20 protein-coding genes and 1 pseudogene are annotated in these 18620 nt (G+C 34.9%); 2 read left to right on the top strand and 19 right to left on the bottom strand.

The features are described from left to right. Positions 1 to 164: 164 nt before the first annotated feature. From LS41612_RS11040 to LS41612_RS11000, 9 genes and pseudogenes are all read right to left on the bottom strand, one after another. Positions 165 to 2480: an InlB B-repeat-containing protein gene (locus LS41612_RS11040; RefSeq protein ID WP_024364077.1), complete on the bottom strand. Its 2316-nt coding sequence runs from the start codon at positions 2478 to 2480 to the stop codon at positions 165 to 167. A gap of 288 nt (positions 2481 to 2768) precedes the next feature. Then, positions 2769 to 3284 (bottom strand): annotated as a pseudogene (locus LS41612_RS11035) (SDR family NAD(P)-dependent oxidoreductase); the annotation flags it as partial. A 498-nt stretch (positions 3285 to 3782) separates the two neighbouring features. Next, positions 3783 to 4805: an SPRY domain-containing protein gene (locus LS41612_RS23770; RefSeq protein WP_024364076.1), complete on the bottom strand. Its 1023-nt coding sequence runs from the start codon at positions 4803 to 4805 to the stop codon at positions 3783 to 3785. A gap of 139 nt (positions 4806 to 4944) precedes the next feature. After that, positions 4945 to 5286, bottom strand: a complete 342-nt coding sequence (locus LS41612_RS11025; protein WP_024364075.1) for a type II toxin-antitoxin system HicB family antitoxin — start codon at positions 5284 to 5286, stop codon at positions 4945 to 4947. A gap of 41 nt (positions 5287 to 5327) precedes the next feature. After that, a complete protein-coding gene (locus LS41612_RS11020) occupies positions 5328 to 5486 on the bottom strand; it encodes a type II toxin-antitoxin system HicA family toxin (protein ID WP_231786321.1) in 159 nt (52 codons plus the stop codon). A gap of 137 nt (positions 5487 to 5623) precedes the next feature. Further along, positions 5624 to 5845 (bottom strand): hypothetical protein, encoded by a 222-nt coding sequence (locus tag LS41612_RS11015; protein WP_024364074.1) that lies wholly within the window; start codon positions 5843 to 5845, stop codon positions 5624 to 5626. Positions 5846 to 5958: 113 nt separating this feature from the next. After that, positions 5959 to 6147, bottom strand: a complete 189-nt coding sequence (locus LS41612_RS11010) for a hypothetical protein (RefSeq protein WP_024364073.1) — start codon at positions 6145 to 6147, stop codon at positions 5959 to 5961. A gap of 86 nt (positions 6148 to 6233) precedes the next feature. After that, the gene (locus LS41612_RS11005; protein WP_024364072.1) at positions 6234 to 6455 is read right to left on the bottom strand and encodes a hypothetical protein; all 222 of its coding nucleotides are present in this window, start codon (positions 6453 to 6455) and stop codon (positions 6234 to 6236) included. 391 nt (positions 6456 to 6846) lie between these two features. Continuing rightward, positions 6847 to 7161 carry a hypothetical protein gene (locus LS41612_RS11000; RefSeq protein WP_024364071.1) on the bottom strand — a complete coding sequence of 105 codons (315 nt, stop codon included), beginning with the start codon at positions 7159 to 7161 and terminating at the stop codon, positions 6847 to 6849. A gap of 164 nt (positions 7162 to 7325) precedes the next feature. Here LS41612_RS11000 and LS41612_RS10995 point away from each other — a divergent pair, with 164 nt between their 5' ends. Further along, a complete protein-coding gene (locus LS41612_RS10995) occupies positions 7326 to 7685 on the top strand; it encodes a hypothetical protein (RefSeq protein ID WP_024364070.1) in 360 nt (119 codons plus the stop codon). Positions 7686 to 8134: 449 nt separating this feature from the next. Further along, complete coding sequence (locus tag LS41612_RS10990) at positions 8135 to 8464, top strand: hypothetical protein (protein ID WP_024364069.1); 330 nt, start codon at positions 8135 to 8137, stop codon at positions 8462 to 8464. Between the two features lie 101 nt (positions 8465 to 8565). Here the strand turns inward: LS41612_RS10990 and LS41612_RS10985 are convergent, their stop codons facing one another. The 10 genes from LS41612_RS10985 to LS41612_RS10935 form a co-directional block, all read right to left on the bottom strand. Then, positions 8566 to 8757 (bottom strand): hypothetical protein, encoded by a 192-nt coding sequence (locus LS41612_RS10985; RefSeq protein WP_024364068.1) that lies wholly within the window; start codon positions 8755 to 8757, stop codon positions 8566 to 8568. A gap of 76 nt (positions 8758 to 8833) precedes the next feature. After that, positions 8834 to 9106: a hypothetical protein gene (locus LS41612_RS10980; RefSeq protein WP_024364067.1), complete on the bottom strand. Its 273-nt coding sequence runs from the start codon at positions 9104 to 9106 to the stop codon at positions 8834 to 8836. Positions 9107 to 9314: 208 nt separating this feature from the next. Then, positions 9315 to 10664 carry an IS1182 family transposase gene (locus LS41612_RS10975; RefSeq protein ID WP_105928906.1) on the bottom strand — a complete coding sequence of 450 codons (1350 nt, stop codon included), beginning with the start codon at positions 10662 to 10664 and terminating at the stop codon, positions 9315 to 9317. Positions 10665 to 10986: 322 nt separating this feature from the next. Continuing rightward, on the bottom strand, positions 10987 to 11595 hold the full coding sequence (locus tag LS41612_RS10970; protein WP_024364680.1) for a YpjP family protein: 609 nt from the start codon (positions 11593 to 11595) through the stop codon (positions 10987 to 10989). Between the two features lie 584 nt (positions 11596 to 12179). After that, a complete protein-coding gene (locus tag LS41612_RS10965; protein WP_024364681.1) occupies positions 12180 to 12617 on the bottom strand; it encodes a GNAT family N-acetyltransferase in 438 nt (145 codons plus the stop codon). A 530-nt stretch (positions 12618 to 13147) separates the two neighbouring features. After that, positions 13148 to 13999 carry an AraC family transcriptional regulator gene (locus tag LS41612_RS10960; RefSeq protein ID WP_024364682.1) on the bottom strand — a complete coding sequence of 284 codons (852 nt, stop codon included), beginning with the start codon at positions 13997 to 13999 and terminating at the stop codon, positions 13148 to 13150. 142 nt (positions 14000 to 14141) lie between these two features. Continuing rightward, a complete protein-coding gene (locus LS41612_RS10955) occupies positions 14142 to 15023 on the bottom strand; it encodes a nucleotidyl transferase AbiEii/AbiGii toxin family protein (RefSeq protein ID WP_024364683.1) in 882 nt (293 codons plus the stop codon). A 1034-nt stretch (positions 15024 to 16057) separates the two neighbouring features. Beyond that, positions 16058 to 16849: a class I SAM-dependent methyltransferase gene (locus LS41612_RS10945; RefSeq protein ID WP_024364684.1), complete on the bottom strand. Its 792-nt coding sequence runs from the start codon at positions 16847 to 16849 to the stop codon at positions 16058 to 16060. After that, the gene (locus LS41612_RS10940; protein ID WP_024364685.1) at positions 16837 to 17268 is read right to left on the bottom strand and encodes a BrxA/BrxB family bacilliredoxin; all 432 of its coding nucleotides are present in this window, start codon (positions 17266 to 17268) and stop codon (positions 16837 to 16839) included. The genes LS41612_RS10945 and LS41612_RS10940 overlap by 13 nt, the downstream gene beginning before the upstream one ends. A gap of 373 nt (positions 17269 to 17641) precedes the next feature. Beyond that, positions 17642 to 18478, bottom strand: coding sequence for a discoidin domain-containing protein (locus tag LS41612_RS10935; RefSeq protein WP_029747452.1), 837 nt, complete (start codon positions 18476 to 18478; stop codon positions 17642 to 17644). Positions 18479 to 18620: the final 142 nt, after the last annotated feature.

The raw sequence follows: 18620 nt of genomic DNA, 5'->3' as shown, positions 1-18620 counted from the left end.
ACAAAATAAGTATAACACATTTATTGTAAATTATATATATAGCTTCCATTTTATATTTAAACTCTAACCTATTATTACAAGTAAAGCGAAAACTCGTATTTTGATAAAACTTTAATCAAAATACGAGTTTCATTTATTTCATTAGTCTATGAGTTTAATAGATTCTAACGAAGATTCAATGCTCTGTATAGAATGGCTACAAACTGTGCTCGCGTAACGGGTTCATCTGGCTTAAATTTACCGTTATCGCCAATTACAATTTCAAGTTCTGCTAATGCAGCGATATACCCATAGCTCCAATGCGTTGGAGGAACATCTTGGAATGTGCTAGAGCCTCCTAATTCTATCTTTAGCGCAAGCGTCACGACTTTTGCCAACTGTGCACGCGTCATTAAAGCATTAGGATTAAATTTCCCCTGTGAACCATCGACTATTCCTGCTTGTTGTAATGTCGTAATGGCTTCATAGTATGGATGGTTTGCAGTTACATCCGAAAATGTAAGCGCATTGCGTGTCAGCTCGAACTCAAAAGCACGGTAAAATAACAATGCTACATGCTGTCGTTGAATAAATTCGTTCGGACGAAACGAACCGTCTGAATACCCTGTGATAATCCCTTGACTAGCTATTTCTTCTATCATTTCTTTTGCCCAATGGCCCGCAATATCATGAAAGGACACTTTTGGTAAGTCAGGTTCAGGTGTTGTTTGTTCCGGACTTGGTTCTGGGGTAGGCTTTGGCGCTATGTTTGCAATCCATTTCGCATACAACTTGGTCTCTTTCGTCACACGGTCTTTTGTCAAATCCCACTCATTGATTAAAGCAGCTTCTTTATACCAGCCGCCAAACGTATAACCTTCCTTTTTAGGAATCGGTAACGTTGCTATCTTTGTGTCATACGCTACAGACAAGTGACCTAATACGCTCCCGCCATTTGTTTCAAAATATACTGTAACATTTTGCGGTGATGAATCACTACTATTATTACTACTATCTGGAGAACTATTAACAAACCACTTTGCAAAAAGCGTTGTCTTACCTGTTATCGTATCTTTCTTAAAATCCCACCCATTTGTCAATGTTGCTTCTTTATACCATCCACCAAATGTATAACCTTGTTTTATTGGGATAGTGGGTTCATTTATCTTCATGTTAATATCGACCATCTGTGAAGGGATTCCACTGCCCCCATTCGTATTAAACGTCACTTCATATTGTACGACTTTCCATTTGGCAAATAATGTTGTTGCACTCGTTACTACATCATTTGTCAAATCCCATTGGTTGATAAGTGCTGCCTCTTTATACCAACCAGCAAATATATAACCTTGTTTCGTTGGAACAGATGGCCCTATCAGTACTGTGTTGTCATCAACTAGTTGTGATGGCATTGCACTTCCTCCACCTGTATTAAACGTCACTTCATGTTGAACGACTTTCCACTTCGCATACAAAGTAATTGGACTGCTTACTACATCATTCATAAAATCCCACTTGTTTGTTAGTGCTGCCTCTTTATACCAACCCTCAAATGTATGCCCTTGTTTTGTTGGAGCAGGTGGTTCCACCACTAATGTTTGATCGTTCACGAATTGAGGTGGAATTATACTCCCTCCATCCGTGTTAAACGTTACATGTTGCTGTGGCAACCAAATAGCATAAAGTGTTAAATCTCCTGTCATTGTTTTTACTTCATCTACATGATAATCAGTGCCGCTACCATCCCGCTCTGTATTCCATCCCGTAAAAACGTAACCATCTTTCTTTAATGATTCCTGTTTTTTCACAGTAAATGATTGTGTTGTCTTATCTATATAATCTGCTGCAACACTGCCACTTGTATGGCCATTTCCATCGTAGGTAATTGTAAATCCTAAATACTCAAATGGATTTCCATTTTGATCAGCATACTCCTTTGCCTTTGATGGAATTGTTCCCAAAATCTTCGTTTGTTTAGGTATAGCATTTGGTAATACAATTGTATTCCGACTTAAAATCGTTATTGTCTGTAAATCATTATTAACAAATGCACCCTGGCCGATTCTTTTTACAGTATCAGGTATTGTTATACTGGATAGCTTATTATTCGCAAAAGCAAAATCTCCAATCCATTCAAGCTGATTGGGGAGTACTACTGAAGTTAGTAAATTATTATCAAATGCATTGTAACCTATTAATTTTACATTATTTGACAGAATCAAGGAGGTCAGTTGTTTATTATTAAATGATTCATACCATATATTTGTGACAGGCTTACCACCAAGCGTATCTGGAATGACCAAATCTTTTCGACTGGGATTATTATCTCCGTAAATTGTTACCCCACCTGGATAATACATTTCTGGTACTATACCCGTTATATTATCATTATAAATAAAACCATCTTCTGTAAAATTATTTGCTAAAACTTTATTCTCATTGAAAAGTAATACAAATAAAAATAACGTGACAGGTACCACGAATAAAAACTTCTTACGCATCTTTCTTTAATTCTCCTTTACATCGTTCAGTAAATAGCCTATTTAACGCTTTCATAAATTTTTTATATAAAATACCCCCCTTTATTTTCAATAATAGAGTTTTAGATTACAGTTGCACATTGAGGAATGTTAATAGTTCAACCATTAACATTAAAAATTTATTCAGATGCGTCATGATGAAGGAATTAAAACAAAAAAAATAACACTCGTATGGTAAACGAGTATTGATTTATTAAGAGGAGAACAATTTGAGGTGGCTTTACCTTTCAATCTAAATCATTAAACACTTCAAGCACTTAAGTCCGTTATGGAAGGGATGTTTATTTCCTTTACACAAAATACGGGTGATAAATTAATCACACATTGGACTATTGATACAATATCTTGTAAAGGGATACGTGTTCCTTCATATAAATGAATGGCTTTTTCCAAGGGACTTTTGCAGCAAGTTCCCCTGGAATTATACAATTTATCTTCTCTCAAATGTTCATGTCAAACATTTGTAATACCGCGTAAATCGAATTTAGAGTGATACTTGCGCATTGTTCGTTACGATCTAATCCTGCCGTCGAACCAATTAAAATAACTTTTCCATTCTCCGCTTGTCTTAAGTTTGGCAAAAGCGCTTGCATATACGTAATAGTAGATGTCAGGTTGTTATTGATTAAGGTTGAAATATCTGAGAAATGCCTTTTAACATTTCCTTTATAGTTGGAATTTGTTGTTGGCTAGACAAATCAATTGGATGCCATTGACGTTTGACGCCATCTCCTTCTTATCTAAACTTTTAGGTCGAGTACGTGACTAAACCATCATCTTTGTTAATAAATTCAGTAACACAGGATGGACCTAGTGGAACAATTTCAATTGGTCGCATGCGTATATCTCGTAAAATTTGCTATCCATTACTAGTTTCATTTCTACTTACTTCTAAAGCATTTAATAAATCAACGCTACTCATATTTTTGTTTGGCTCATTTATGAGTACTTCTAAAATATCATTTTGAATCACATCATAATTTTTGTATAATTTAATAGGTAACGCCGAAATTTTATTGGCAAGTCTACTAATAACACTAAATAGGATTTCATTTGTTGCTAACTGGTTGGTATTGATACCTCACAAACCAATTGGAGAAATCCCATGGAACCCTTTCAACCTGTAGTAACGAATATGCTATATATGCCGAAGTTTTGATTCGTTATCATAGTTTCAATTTCTCACCTCCCTCTATAAATCGTTAATAGAAATCATAATAAAAGCATCCTAATTAAAATAATAGGATGCTTAATAAAAATGATTTATTCAGCTTTGATGATTGCTCCTATGCCTTCATCAAATTGAATCGGTATTGGAATAATACCACCACTGTCACTAAATAATTTACTTGTGTTATCTCCCCATGCATATACATTGCCACTTTTACATAATGCGATTACAAAACGTTCGCCAATAATTAAATCCGAAACTGGTTCAAAAATTGCAACCTTCCCTTTAGTTGAAAGCGATCTATTTTCTGTATCACCTAAGCCCAATTGGCCATAACTGTTATTTCCCCAAGCAAATACATTTCCATTTTCATCCAATTTATATAGTGCATTATTACCTGAGAATAACTTTACCTTATTTGTACTACCGCCTTCGGAGTCGCCATTTCCTGGTTCTCCACCCCCTGCTTCTCCACCTCCAGTGTTATTGTCATTTTCTGATAATGGTGAATATCCTTCAGGAAGGTAATTTAACTCTTCTCTATCAACATAAGCTGTTACTCTACTAGTGTTAGAAGAACTAGATCCTCCTCCGGCATAAATATATATTTGCTTAGTAAAAAGACTCTTTAATTCTGTCGTAACTACTCCTTGACTTACACCATTGATTGAAAATTCTACTTTACCTTCATCTAAATCTAACAGCATGCCCACTATATCAGTGTCTTTTATTGGATCACTATATTTGCGACCAGGAAGAGCTCCTCCTCCTATAGTCCCGTTTTTATAAAACCAAAAATTATCTTTATTTGTACTATGACCTACACCAAAAGTTATCCCTTCTTGAGCAAGACCAATTCTTGAATGCGACAATTCCATCTTAAATTCAACATACCACTTCCCAGTCTGTTTAAACGAATTTAGAATACGAATACCATTACCACCACTTACAGTCATATTCTCATTAGTTAAAGACAGGTTGCCTTGGGTTGGATCAAATGTTATCTTTTGTTGTTCAACTGTTGCTGCTTTTGCTTCAATATTATTAAAAATATTGATATTAAAACTCAGTAAAACAATTGTAAGTACTAAAAATGCTTTAATTATGTTTTTCATGTTTTTCCTCCTATTCCATATAGTTCAATTATAACAACTCATTTATAACTTTCATACTATTTTTTATTACAATAATTACATTAATATATTTAATTGTATAATAAAAAGCCACGCTCAAATGAACGTGACTTCTCATTTATTATCTTGAAAGTTTATACACCACATACTGATTTAACGATACGCCCTCGGCTTCCGCATCCAATGCTAATTGTTTGTGCAATGATTTAGGAACACGCACATTGAACTTTCCGCTGTAATCTTGGTCAACTGGCTCAGGTATCGGATAGCCGAATTCTAGTTTGGTTTCAATAGTCATTTGTAAAACTTTCTCTAAATCTCGATAGGCTTCTTCGATACTGTCCGCTGGCGTGTGACATCCATCTATTTCTTTGATGTTAGCCCAATAACCTGACACTGTTTTACGCACTTGAAATGTATACGGCATCGACAAATAATAATCTAAGTCTTTTTGATTTTTCATGTGATATGGCATAAGATAGAAAGGAAAAACAGAAGAGGAATTTACTCCCCTATTCTGTTGAGTGCATCCTTCACAGCTTGAATGTCTACTGGATTTTCACGCTTGATGGTTGTTAGAAGTCCTTGTCCATTTCGGAACTGGTGATGTGAGCCCGCAACTCTTACTACCTTGTATCCGTTATGTTCTAGGACTTTTTTTATTTCTGCGAAGGTTATGCCCAGGTTGGACTTTCATCTTATCGATGATTTTCTCTATCTTTGCCATGTTTCACCCCCCACTATTATAGTACCGTTTTACAAGTGTTTAGTGGAAATATTTATAATAAAAAAGAGCCTATTTAGGCATGACCTTCATTTCTCTTAATGAACTGTTTAGTTTTCCAATGTACTACAAAACTTATAATTGATACTACAATAGCTACTGCATATAATGTTGTTGTTAAAAACCCAACTTGTTCAAACCCATCTCTTAGAACAGCCTTTATATAAAAGAATGTTGATAATAACATACCAATTACTGTAACTATATTAAGATATTTTACTTTGTTTTTTACACTCATATATTTCACCGCCTTTTACACTAATCATAAACTGGAAAGGATTAACTGTGTGATAGAATTTTGATGCATAATAAAAAGCCGCGACTCGTAGTTAGTGCGACTTTATGTATTCTTTATTTTAGTAAAAATCTTTTAATATCTTCTTTATCTGTTTCGTCCAAGGCAAGCTGTTCAACCTGTGCCTCAGCTCTCTGTTTAAGTTCATCACGCGTTGTTAACCCTTTAGCTACTAGAACTTCTTCCATAGCGATAATTCGAGCACCCAAAGCAAGTCGCATTGCACTATCCATTGTGATTGTCATACAATTACCTCCTTTCATATTAATCATAATACAAATGGAAATGATTGTAATCATTATATTTCGATATAACAAAAAGCCACACCTTGTTAAATGTGACTTTGACTTCTTTTGATTATTTGGTTAGTTCTCCATTGATAGAACCAGCTAAAGATTGTAATACCAACAGATAACACATACATAGCTGTATATAAGAAACCAACTTGAGTTATTCCATCTCTTAAAACAAGTCTTATATAGGAAAAAGTCATAAATACAATTAATGCTACACTAATAAAATTGCGTATTTTCAATTTCTTTTCTATATCCATTATAGACACCTCCATCTACCTATATCATAGGATAAATGGAACGTATTGTCATTATAAGAAATTTGATTCATAATTAAAAATTATAAGTAATAGGAGTGGTATCATGCAATTTATTCGAACCAAAATTATTGTCCCAATCATTGTAATCATTTTAGGATTTGCATTTTTATATGCTGTTGCATACATAGGAGATACATTATTCTCATAAAAAAGAGACTACCAAATTAGTAGCCTCTCCGTAGTGTTGACGACTCCGCAATCGTCTTATTAAGTCGAATGCTAGTTTTCACCATCTCGTACCAGCGAACGTACTCCGGAAGTAAGTGTTTCTCTATAGAGCAAAATGTACAGACCACCCATCGCGGAGTGATCTTTTTCATTTCATTAAAATTTAAAGGCCTAAATTTTCAATAATTCTATCTAATACCCTTGTATTGTTATTAATCTCATTAAGTACTACGCTTTTAAAATCCCTAATCTCTTGAATAACATCATCGATATTTGCTTCAATACTTTCTTCTGAAGCATCACCAACATTCCCATCATCGTTAAATTCTACGTGACCATAGTATAAATTTATTTCTCCAGAAAGTATCTTATTATTATCTAGATAAACTTTTATATCTAAAATATCTTCTCCACCATCGTAAGGATTAACTTCTCCTTCGGTTTCAATTTTATAATAAGCCCCTTTAAAATCATACATTTCACATAAGACTTCTTTAACCTCGAAATGATCTTTATACCTTAACATATCATCTATATCAATATCTTCAATATTAAAACAGAATTGAAGTATATATGAATATATTTTATATATAACTTCTTCTGACGCGAAAAAAAGCAATTATTAGGAATATAGGTGATGAAATGGCTAAAAAGCAAGAAATATTGAATACAACTGCTGACATTACAAAAGATATATTAATCCCTATCATATTAGGAGGACCAACTCCGTTAAAATCCAAAAATATAGATGATTGCCTTCTAATACTTCAAGATAAAATGAAAAACTATATTTTGGATGGACAACTCCCTGATTTAGAACCTGGAGACAATAATTTGATACTTTCTATATTTGAGGAAATGCAAGATACTTATACAGAAGTTAAACGAGATTGTATAACAACTTTTGTTACAAATATGCTTTATGAAAAAAAGAACGGGACCTTTCAACTTTATACTTATCAAGTGATTTTTGACCAATTAAAACAAATGTATGACCCCTAAATATTGCTATTCAAAGAGATTTATGCGAATAACGAGAAATTAACATGCTATAAAAGTAACGATGCACAACATCTACTACAGAATTACTTAAATTAAATGAATATAGCAGCTATAGATTAAAAAAATTAGAAAACTTAGCATTTCTGGAGAATATCACAGGTTTTATTGCCGTTGACACTAATGGCGAATTTAATTATAACAAAACTTATTTTAATACTTTTTACAATAAAGTTTGCTCGTTACTGTATGAAACACAAAAAGCCCAGGCTCAAAATTAATTGAGTACCTGGGCTTCGTCATTGGTATCTGCAACTGAGATTACTATTACAATCACGTTATACTTTTTTACATTCAACTAACGAAAATATGTATTTTTTAAACATAATTAACATTTATATGGTAAAATAAAATTAGTTTTAAAATAAAGTAAATTACTAGGAGGTTTTAAAATGTCAACAACAACAAATACGTTAATTGCAAGTGTTACATCTGAGCAGAATCCTCAAAGTGGACAAAAGCATCGTTCAAGTGGCAACTTCAGTACAGAAGGCCTTCCAGAAGGAACAACAACATTACTTTGGAAGGTTGAAGGTGGAGGAGATTCAAATGCAATCAAATTTAATGTAATGCAAGATAAATCTGCTGCGACAGATCCTGTTATCTTTAAAGGAATATTAAGTGGTAATCGAACAGATGCAAAATCGATTCGCTCTCTGTATATTGCCGATCCAAGTGGAGCAACCTCTTCATTTGTAGTGCATGTGTATGCGGTTAATTAATTTTTAACTTGGAATTATCAAAGACCAGCTCGGCTAAAAATAGCTTTTCTGGTCTTTGATAATTATTTGATTAATTCCAACAGGTACCGTACTGATTTCGGTTACTTTTTATCATTTCTACGTTGCTGGATTGTATTGTATAAACCAATCAAGCGATCCGTTGTCATTGCACCACTTTGTAAATCCTTTAAATGCGAAGCTTGAATAATACCATCCTTCACAGCCTGTGCAATAAAGTTTTCTGTTTCAGTTTTCATAGCTGGTGAACCCGGATTCCAATTTGTATTTGCCACTGTAATTTCCTCCTTCTTGTCTTCCACAATTATTGGACTTTCAATTTGCTGTTACTTGGTACAATTACTTGTCCTTCTAATTTATAGCCTTTAGGCATCTTCCAATTGTTTCGACTGGTGGGATAGGTTCGGGTTCTGGTTCAAGCTCCGGTTCTTCAGACGTCACAAGTTCCCAATAGAACTCCTCTGTAACAGGATTACGACTTAATACATAGCCATTACCGTCTTGTGGATACTCAGGAATATTTGTCGTGATAATTTTGTTTTTAAAAGTTTCTGGAATATACGTACTATCATAAAAAATAGTCCAGCTACCGTCCTCTTGTTGATACAAATACACTAATGTCATATTTAAACCTCCCTAATGCCTTCAATTAATTTAAGTGGTGATAATAAAGCGCCTTCAGATATTCCATATTTCATTATTAATAATGAATGCAGATTGTCGACAAAAGGCATCAAGAAGTTTTAACCTTGATGCCTTTTGTCATTTTTTATAGTAAATAATTAGATTTCACTGCCAAGTTGACCATACTCTTTGAGCATATCTATTCTCCTTAAGCAGCTTGCCATGTCCAAGTAGCAAGCTTTTTCAAGTTCATGGCAGCAAAAGTAAGCATCGCCTGCATGGACAATTTTTTTAGACCCCTTAAGGTTGTCCATCGCATACCATGCTTTTCTTTTGCATCTGCAAAGACACGTTCAATCGTTTCTTTACGCTTTGCATAAATTTGTTTAATAGCATATGAATGGCGCAAATGTTCAGCTTCTTCCATATATGTTTCCCATATATGACGTTGAATAAGTTTTTGATGATTCTTGCTTTCTGTACATTGTGATAGCCAGGGGCAATTAGCACAAATCGATGGATTCGATTTATATTGGCGATACTCTTCCTTTGTGGTTGTCGTATATTTCAATACCTGCCCTTGTGGGCAAAGATAACAATTATAGTACTCATCGTACACATATTCATGCTTTCGAAAGAAACCATCTTTTGTTTTAGGACGTGTATAAGGGAGAACAGGTAACATTTGATTCTCTAATAAAAAGTTAGTGATAGCAGGTGTTTTATAAGCAGCATCCGCAGCAATCGCTAATGGCTTTTTCACTTTTTTAATGATTTTTTCAACAAGTGGCTGCAATACATAGCTATCGTGCACATTTCCTGGAGTCACAATCGTACCTAATACAAAACCTTTTTCATCTGTCGCTGCATGAAATGAATACGCAAACTGCTTAGTCCGTTCATCCTTAACATAATAACCACTCTCTGGGTCTGTCGTACTTTCCTTGATTTCTTTCCATTCGTCTTTTTCAAATCTCTCTGGAGGGAAGGGTTTTTTTCCGTGTTCCTCACGATCAATATTTAATTCCAGTTGAAGTTTCTCTTCATAAGCACGTGTTTCTTTTCGAACGACTTTTTTATCATACTTTCGCTTATTAGCGCTTGCCTTTACATGCGTGGAATCAATAAATACATGGTCTGCATGCAGGAGACCCTTCTTCATAATTTCTTTTAGAATACGATAGAAAATTTGTTCAAACACATCTGTGTCTTGAAACCGTCGCGCATAATTTTTACCGAAGGTAGAGAAGTGTGGAACTTCTGTATGGAAGCCAAATCCTAAAAACCAACGATAGGCCATGTTCGTTTCAATTTCTTTAATAGTTTGACGCATTGAGCGAATACCGAAAACATATTGAATAAAGGTCATTTTAAAGAGAACAACAGGGTCAATACTTGGACGCCCTAAAGATGAATAGAGGTTTTCCACTAATGGATAGATAAACGAAAAATCAATCGCTGCCTCTAGTTTTCGGACTAAATGGTCTTGTGGCACCAATTGGTCAATTGTCAGTATTTCTAATTGTTCACGTTCATTGATTTGATTTTTCGACATCATTTTCCATCACCTCAAATAGATTATTTTATTTATAGTTGATTGATAGCAATTCATATCAAGTTGATTGGAGCGAAGGGCGGGCGACTCCTGCGGGAACGCACAGTACGTAAGACGCAACAGACCGCGCGTTAGCGAGGGTTGCGGCTTACAATGTGCCCGCGGAAAGCGCCCGAACGTAGCGGAAATCAACAGGAGTAGACATCTATTTTTATCTTAAAATGAAAAAAGACTGTAGGCAAACTCGAAATTTTTCGAGTTTGTCTACAGTCTGGAAGCCTTAGATTATAAGGCTTTTCACACTATTTGAAAGCAATTAAAATTATCAAGACAACCACTTCGGTGGTGTGTTTTTTTCCCAGTAAATATCACCGAGATTGTTGTGAGCCATAAAATCATCCTCGGCACTGTGATAGTGGAAGTTGTAGTAGTAGCCTTCTTGTGGGCGCTTTTCTGTACGCACATGGAAGCGAATTAAATCATTGCCTGTTTCGTTATTAACAATATTGAAAATTTTTTCACCATAGTTGCCACTTGGTTTTTCAGTAATTGTGAGATTTGCCATTGATCCCTCTTCAACGTTAGCCACTGTCATCGCTATTGCCTCTTCTATTTTAGGGAAGATAATAGAATCAAATTCATTGCTAATTTTAGGGCCTATTTTTGTTCCAAACTTCATATACGATTGCTCTTTTGCTGCGTCAACTAGAAGTGCTTCGTAGTCAATCGCATTTTGCTGTATTTCAGTTGCTTCATCCGCTTTTGCTTCGGGTTCAGCGGCTAGCGCAGTGCTTGTCCCAGGAGAAGGACCGATAGAGGCGCGATTCGAAGGGTTTTGATCGAATGCATCCCAAATTTCATGTGTTGGCGTAATTAATCCAAATGTTAAAAACGCAACCATAATTACGATACTTTTTTGAACCCACTTTTTCATTAATTAACACCTTCTCTTTTATGTACAAATTGGTAATTCTACTTATAATATAATACGTTCCAACCAATAAAAGGTTTCATATTTCTACATTTCATTGTACAATAATTTATGTATAAATGTGTCGTTTTTTAAAAGGAGGTACAAAGTATGTCAATCGCAATGGGTATTGGTCTTTTATTAATGTTAGGTTACTTAACTTCTTTATGCTTCACTGACTAATTTAGTTACTATGCATACCGAACACAGTTTGTATGTATAATGCCGTATTACTTAAGTTTTTGCTATTATTTTCAAATTTTTTATTGCAACATGATGTAAATTAAGCTTCTATTAGGTGCTGTTAAGGGGCTTGGTAGGGCTAATCAAATACGGCAAACGCATATACAGAAATGTATGAATAAGAAAGATTGAAGCTCTTTGGCTTCAATCTTTTTTGTTATTCCCTTAACATGTAAAGCTCCTATTGAGTGCACGATTGCTATAAGCAAATAATTTTGAATGAACTTATGAAATCCATAATACAAAAACAATCGATTATTAAATACAACCAGGTACTTATTTAGATTGTGTATGATTAAGGACTTTTACAATTGTAAATTCATACTTACGGTTCTGTAACTAAACCCCATTTTTTCATATAGTTTTATCGCATGGTTCCCTACGTAAGCGCTAAGTCTGACTTCTGAATATCCTTCCTGTCTCAATTGCTCAATAGCAACATTCATTAATACTTTCGAAATACCCTTGCCTCTATAGGCCTCTTTTACATATAGCTCATAAATAAAGCCATTTAATTGTTCCGTAAATTGGTCTTTATTTTCACCAATTAGAATCCATCCCATTAAGTTATGATTCTCTGTTGCGATTAAATAATAGCATCCTTTATTTAGAAGAGGTTCAATAAGGTTCATTACTTTTTCATTGGTTGCCCTTACTCCGCCCAATGTACCATCAAATAAAGCTTGTGGCGAAAGCGCAATGATTTCATCTTTTTCAAAGTTGTTCGGCTTTCTAACTTCCATTCACACTAACTCCCTTCTCATTTTTTATATCCGATTTACCAATCTATTCTTATCATACCATTTAACCTGCTATTATCTAAACAAGCCTTTGCAAAGCGGTTGTTAGTAGAGCTATAGTGCTTCCGACAGTTTATAATAAAAAAAACACCTACCGAAGTAAGTGTCAATATTTTATTTAATTGTTTTAGCTATTCGTTAGTGATTATCTTTTCAGACACTCATTAAGGTTTTATTTCGTAGCTACCGCGTTTAATAATAATTGTTTGTTATGATCGGACATTACACGCCATTCTTTAACCTTCACTTTCATCGTGTCTTCACATCCTTTCAAAGATTGCTTTCACCCCACTGTATGCAAATGAATGGCGCATTAAAACCATTTCTAGATTGGTCTAACATTTATATTTTACATCTCTCACACCTTACCTCGTTGTTTCTGTTTAGTGATTTTACTCAATAAAATAGACCACCCTTCGTGGAGTGGTCTTCTTCAACTTACATCTATATGCACAGTAAATACGTTTTAAAAACTATTTTTGTAGGACAGGAACCCAAAGCTCATTACTAGGAATGCGATCAGGTGCTAAATAATTTTCAACGCAAGGCAGGTCTGCCAATTCGTATCCGGACGATGGCAGCCATTCAGTATATAAACGGTTCCAAGCATCCATGATATTTGGGAAAACAGCCCATGTTGTATTTTTAGGGATGACGATTTTCTCCATATCATTGGGGAATTTTTGCGAATAGCGACATCCCATAAAATAATCAAATTCTTCATCTGTAATTGCCGCTTGTTTGCCGCAAACACCTAAAATCCCTTCCATTTTGCATTGTGGGCTTTCCCATGACATATTTATTAATCTTTGTAACAATCCATTTTTATTCGCAGCTTCCCACATTTTAGGAATATCAATAAAAGCATCAGCTGTCCTAACTTCTTGTTTCACACCTACAATTTCAACTTCAACTTCTAATACTTCGATTCGATAATCCATCTCTACATCTCCTTTGATTGAAATATGAAAGGAGAGTCTTGGGATGGCTTTTAATTCAATCCCTTTCTTGCGAGCTACTGTTGGAGTAACCCCATGGAGGTTCTTAAAAGCACGGCTGAAGGCATCAGGTGAATCATATCCATACTTAATCGAAAGGTCAATAATTCGAATAGAGCTGTTGTTTTGAAGTTCAAATGCAGCTTGCGATAAACGCCTTCGCCTAATATACTCCGCCAATGTAAATCCTGTTATAGCTGAAAACATTCTAGGAAAATGGTACTCAGAACAACATGCTAATTTTGCTACCTCTTTGGCGTCTATTTTACCGGATAGATTTTGTTCAATGTAATCCATTACTCTATTTATTCTTACAATCCAATCCATTAATATCACTCCTTTCGCTATCTATCATAATTAAAAACAACCTACTATATCCGATATTTTAAGTCCAGAAAATGTCGGATAAATTAAAGATACAGATAAAAAATCCGCGAACGCTATTTGAGCTCGCGGATTTTTCAATGTTTTATCGCCAATTACCACATGTATAATCCCAATTTTCAAAGAATTCATCTTCTACTTCAATTTGATTATAAATTGGCCATAAAAATTGGTGAACAAGTTTTTGAACTTTAGCAAAGGATACTTGTTGCGTTAATAATTGTTGCCATGCTTTGTTCTTGCTGTCGTCCAAATCAAAACGTTTTGAGAACACAGGCGGATTTTTTTCAATTGTCGTTTTATGTCGTTCGAATGTATCGAGTATAGCCTCTTGTAATACACGACCTTCAAAATTTTGGGTACTTGCTAGTAAATAAATTGCATAATAATCTTTCAACGTTTCTTCTAATGTTGGATATTGATATATGGTATTAAATTTATGTGCAATGATGAGCTCTGTCGGATACGCTAATAGTTCAGTTGACGAACTATTTAGCAATGATGCGGTTGCAATTTTTCGAGGAGCCATGGAAGCACTATTAAATAAAGTTATTGCTATTTCTATGTATGTTGTTATGTGCCCTATTTGCGCAGGAATCCTAATTTGAACTTCTTCTTCACCGCTAGAGGATACTTCTATTTCATCGCTGACAAACGCAACCCCATCTTCGGCTACTTTCACTGTAGAAATTTCTTTGAAAGCATGTTTGATGATACTTTCTTTATTGACCATTTTTTTGGCGCATAATGTAATTCCAGAAGAAGACTTTATATCATTGGTCAATGTCCCTAATAAAAATTCGCCATATAGCCAATATTGATCTTCATAGGAAGAAGCTGCCAGTCGAACTAACAACCTTTCTTGGGAATAGAATGCTACAAGTGCCTCCAAACTTTCTTGTTGTTGCTGAGCTACTTCTGCTAGTTGGTTCAATACACTTTTTGGTACTTCGTTTACTTGTTTCATATGCCACACCCTCGTTTCAATCTTTTTTCAGAATTTTTCAGTCAAATAGTATATATTTGATTTTTTAAAAAACTCCGCACTTTATTATTACTTATTTTCCCACAATAGTAAACGGTAATATAACCCATGATAATTTGTCGATATATGTCGTAATTTAGGAGAAAAAACTAAAAAAACACCTAACTTTTTATAAAAAAGCAGGTGCTAAATCACATATACTTATTATTTTTATTCCTATCCAAATTGGACAAGGGGTAGCCTCGCCTTAGCGAAACTACCCCTTTAGTATTTAATAGGTAACATTTCTGTAAATTGTAAAGTCTCAACCCAATCATCTGGGGAATATTATTTCGAAACGTTTCGTTTCTTCACCGCGGTAAAATTCCACTGTGTGCTCTCTAACTTAAGCAACGCAAACCCAACCTTCTTTTGCGTCCTTGCAGCCCCAAAGCATGCGCCAGTGTGAATAAGTATCCTAAAAAACAAAAAGCAGAATGCCAGATTACTGAAAGATGCTACCTAAAATAGCACGTTTTTAATTATAGCACAAAAAATTTATAAAGTAAAATCACATTTTTCACTATAAACTATGGCTTGGTAAAATAAATAGGATAATGAGCTGCACATCTTTCATTAAAAACGCAGGACGTTGACTCCATATAGGCTTGAATCGTCAATTCTTAGCATATTGTGCGTGCGCTTCATGGCATTTATAACAAGGATAATAACGCTCACAACAGGTAAATTTAAGTGCGATAATATCGGTAATGTAAAAGCCATTAATTGAATGTCAAACCTATAGATGTTTGAGCTAGGACAATCCGTTGTAACTCAATATATTTGTTTAAAACAAATGGCAATAACAATCATTAAAGAAAATTGTTCAATTGGTACACATAAAAGTTAACACAATTACAGGAAAAATTTTTCTAAGCCATTTTTTTGTAGAAACCTCTTTTATAACGTTCATTTACGCTAAAATTTTTTTTACAAGAATAAAAGAACAGACATGATATGATGTCTGTTCCCGTCGTCTATTGTCTCTCAATAACGCCATAATGAAATTTTGAAGTCAAACGCGTTAATCTGGAGAAATGATGTTTTTCAAACCAATCTGATTTATAATGAGCTTTTAAAACAACACGCTTTTTAGCCACTCGTTTCGCTTCTTCGACCCATGCATCAGTTAAAGTTACATGTGCTCCCGCTGCCCTAAGTGCCTGAAAATTATTCGATTCCTCAATAATTTCTTCAAACATTGGGTCCATATAGACAACATCAAATGCACTGTCTGGCTGTGATTTTAAATAAGCAACCGCTTCTGCTTGTACCACTTCTATGTGCCGCATACAGGCCGTTAACGGAAGCTCCGAGGTATCATATGTATTCATACCATGCGCTACAATAAACGCCACATTTGGATTCGCTTCCAGTCCCACCACTCTTCCATATTGACCAACAGTAAATGCGGCTAACATCGCATCAGCACCTAAACCGAGCGTACAATCTAAGACCGAATCGCCCTTTTCGAGCTGTGCCGCCTCTAAAAACGGCTCCATTTCTCCCCTCGCTACTCGCTTTAAGCGAAATGCTGCGGAATTCGGATGAAAGAAAAAGGGCTCTTCTGCGCCAAATGCATAATATTCATAGCGATTTTTCCCTGCTACAATGATATTCGCCTGAAAGTCCTCTGCAAGTTTACGGATTGAGCGTTTATGACGAGGGATAAAGGGAGCATCTAACTTGCTACACACAAAATCAGCGAGCACCATCGACAAGTCGTCTGGTCTGCCCGCTGTAGTGACAATTGTTTTTACTTCTCGCATGTCTGCTCTAAAACACCTGTTAAATGTGCAGTAATTTGCTCCACTGGGAAGCCTTCAATTTGTTCACGCGGAATAAAGTAAGCCAATTCCCCATCTTTTAAAATGGCCATTGATGGTGAACTTGGTGGTACATCCTCAAAAAAACCACGCATTGCAGCAGTTGCTTCTGGATCTTGCCCTGCAAATACAGTTACAAGATTATCCGGTTTAACCGCAGCTACCGCTTCCCGAGCCGCTGGACGAGCCAACCCTGCCGCACATCCACATACCGAATTGATAACAACCAAAGAAGTCCCCTTTGCCTCCGCCATAAATTCATTAACAGCATCCGCCGTTGTCAGCTCTTTAAATCCAGCCTCCACCAACTCTTCACGCATCGGCTTCACTACCTGTTTCATATATTCGTCGTAAGCATTCATGCTTTTACCCTCTTTCATATGTAATCACAAAGCCCATTATAGCAAGGTTTTTCACACTTGTATAATGTTTCGATTTCACCGATATTCACCTGCATTCAGATTTTTGGTTGCTTTTTTGTTGCTTTGGTTGCTTTTTTTAGGTGTAAAAAAATGTATCAAGCATTTTTTATTTATACTTTTTTACTTATTTTTATTCGCAGGTAGCCTTTACAAGTTGTTGTCTCATGACCGTACACTCCCCATAGAATTTTCAATCGACTCCAAAGTGAATCAATCGTTCATGTTTTAGTACGAATACAATTTTTATAAAAAAAAGACTAGGCACAAAAATTAATAGAATGCCTAGTCAGATACAAGTTTTTCTTTACTTTATTTAATATTCACTAACTTCATACATTAAGATTTTATCATGTACAAAATAATCTTTCCTTGTTTTAAAAGGACCTTTATTTTTATTAGTTCTATTAATAGAATATGATTTCTCTCCATTAGCGGAATCATACCAATTTATAAAACTATTAACTTCTTCAAGACTTAAATCATATTCTTTCTCTACACCAGTAACTAAAGTTATTACTAAGATAGCTCTATTTTGATCTGGTATAGGATCTGGCTTAGGTTCAGGGTTTGGTTTTTCCGTAGCATCATAACCCCATAGTTCTAATTCGTGGATAGTAAGATTTACTTGCCCTGAAACACTTCCGTTATTTTTAGTAACATTAATTCTAAAGTGTTTATACGGTTCTCTGCTTTCGATTTCAAAAGCATTTTCTCCACTTTTCCAAGATGTAGATGTGTAGTTACTTACTTTATCAAGTTCTATCCAGTTCTCCCCATCATTTGACCCTTCGAATGTCCAAGAATTGGGTACAGTTGTCAATAATCCTGGGCCGCTACTCTGACTTTCTCCATAATATAAAACATATTTATTTATAACCTTTGGTTCATTAAATTCATATGCAAGCCAACCTGTTGTTGCAGAGGTTCCCCATCCATGAAAACCTCCATTTATTGAATAATGGGGTACTCCATCAAAAGCAAAATAGGCTGGGAACCACGCATCACTACTTGTAGCCTTTCCACTTGGAGCATTATCTGATGTCATTTTTGGAATTAAACTTGTTGAATCTGTTGCTGCATGTGCATCTCCAATTGTAGAAAAAGTAAAAAATGGAATACTAATTAAAAACATTAACAAAATTTTTTTCAAAACCAATCACTCCTTATATTTTTTATTTTAGTTAGATTTTACAAGAAAATATATAATAAGATTTCGTGTAAATTATCATTTGTACAATGACATCGCCCTATAGATTTTGTAAATAATTAACCAATAAATTCAAACAAAATTA

The organism is Lysinibacillus sphaericus (assembly GCF_002982115.1).
GTDB classification, from domain to species: Bacteria; Bacillota; Bacilli; order Bacillales_A; family Planococcaceae; genus Lysinibacillus; species Lysinibacillus sphaericus.
The sequence above is the reverse complement of the archived record's forward strand: the minus strand, read 5'-3'. Positions and strand labels throughout refer to the sequence as shown.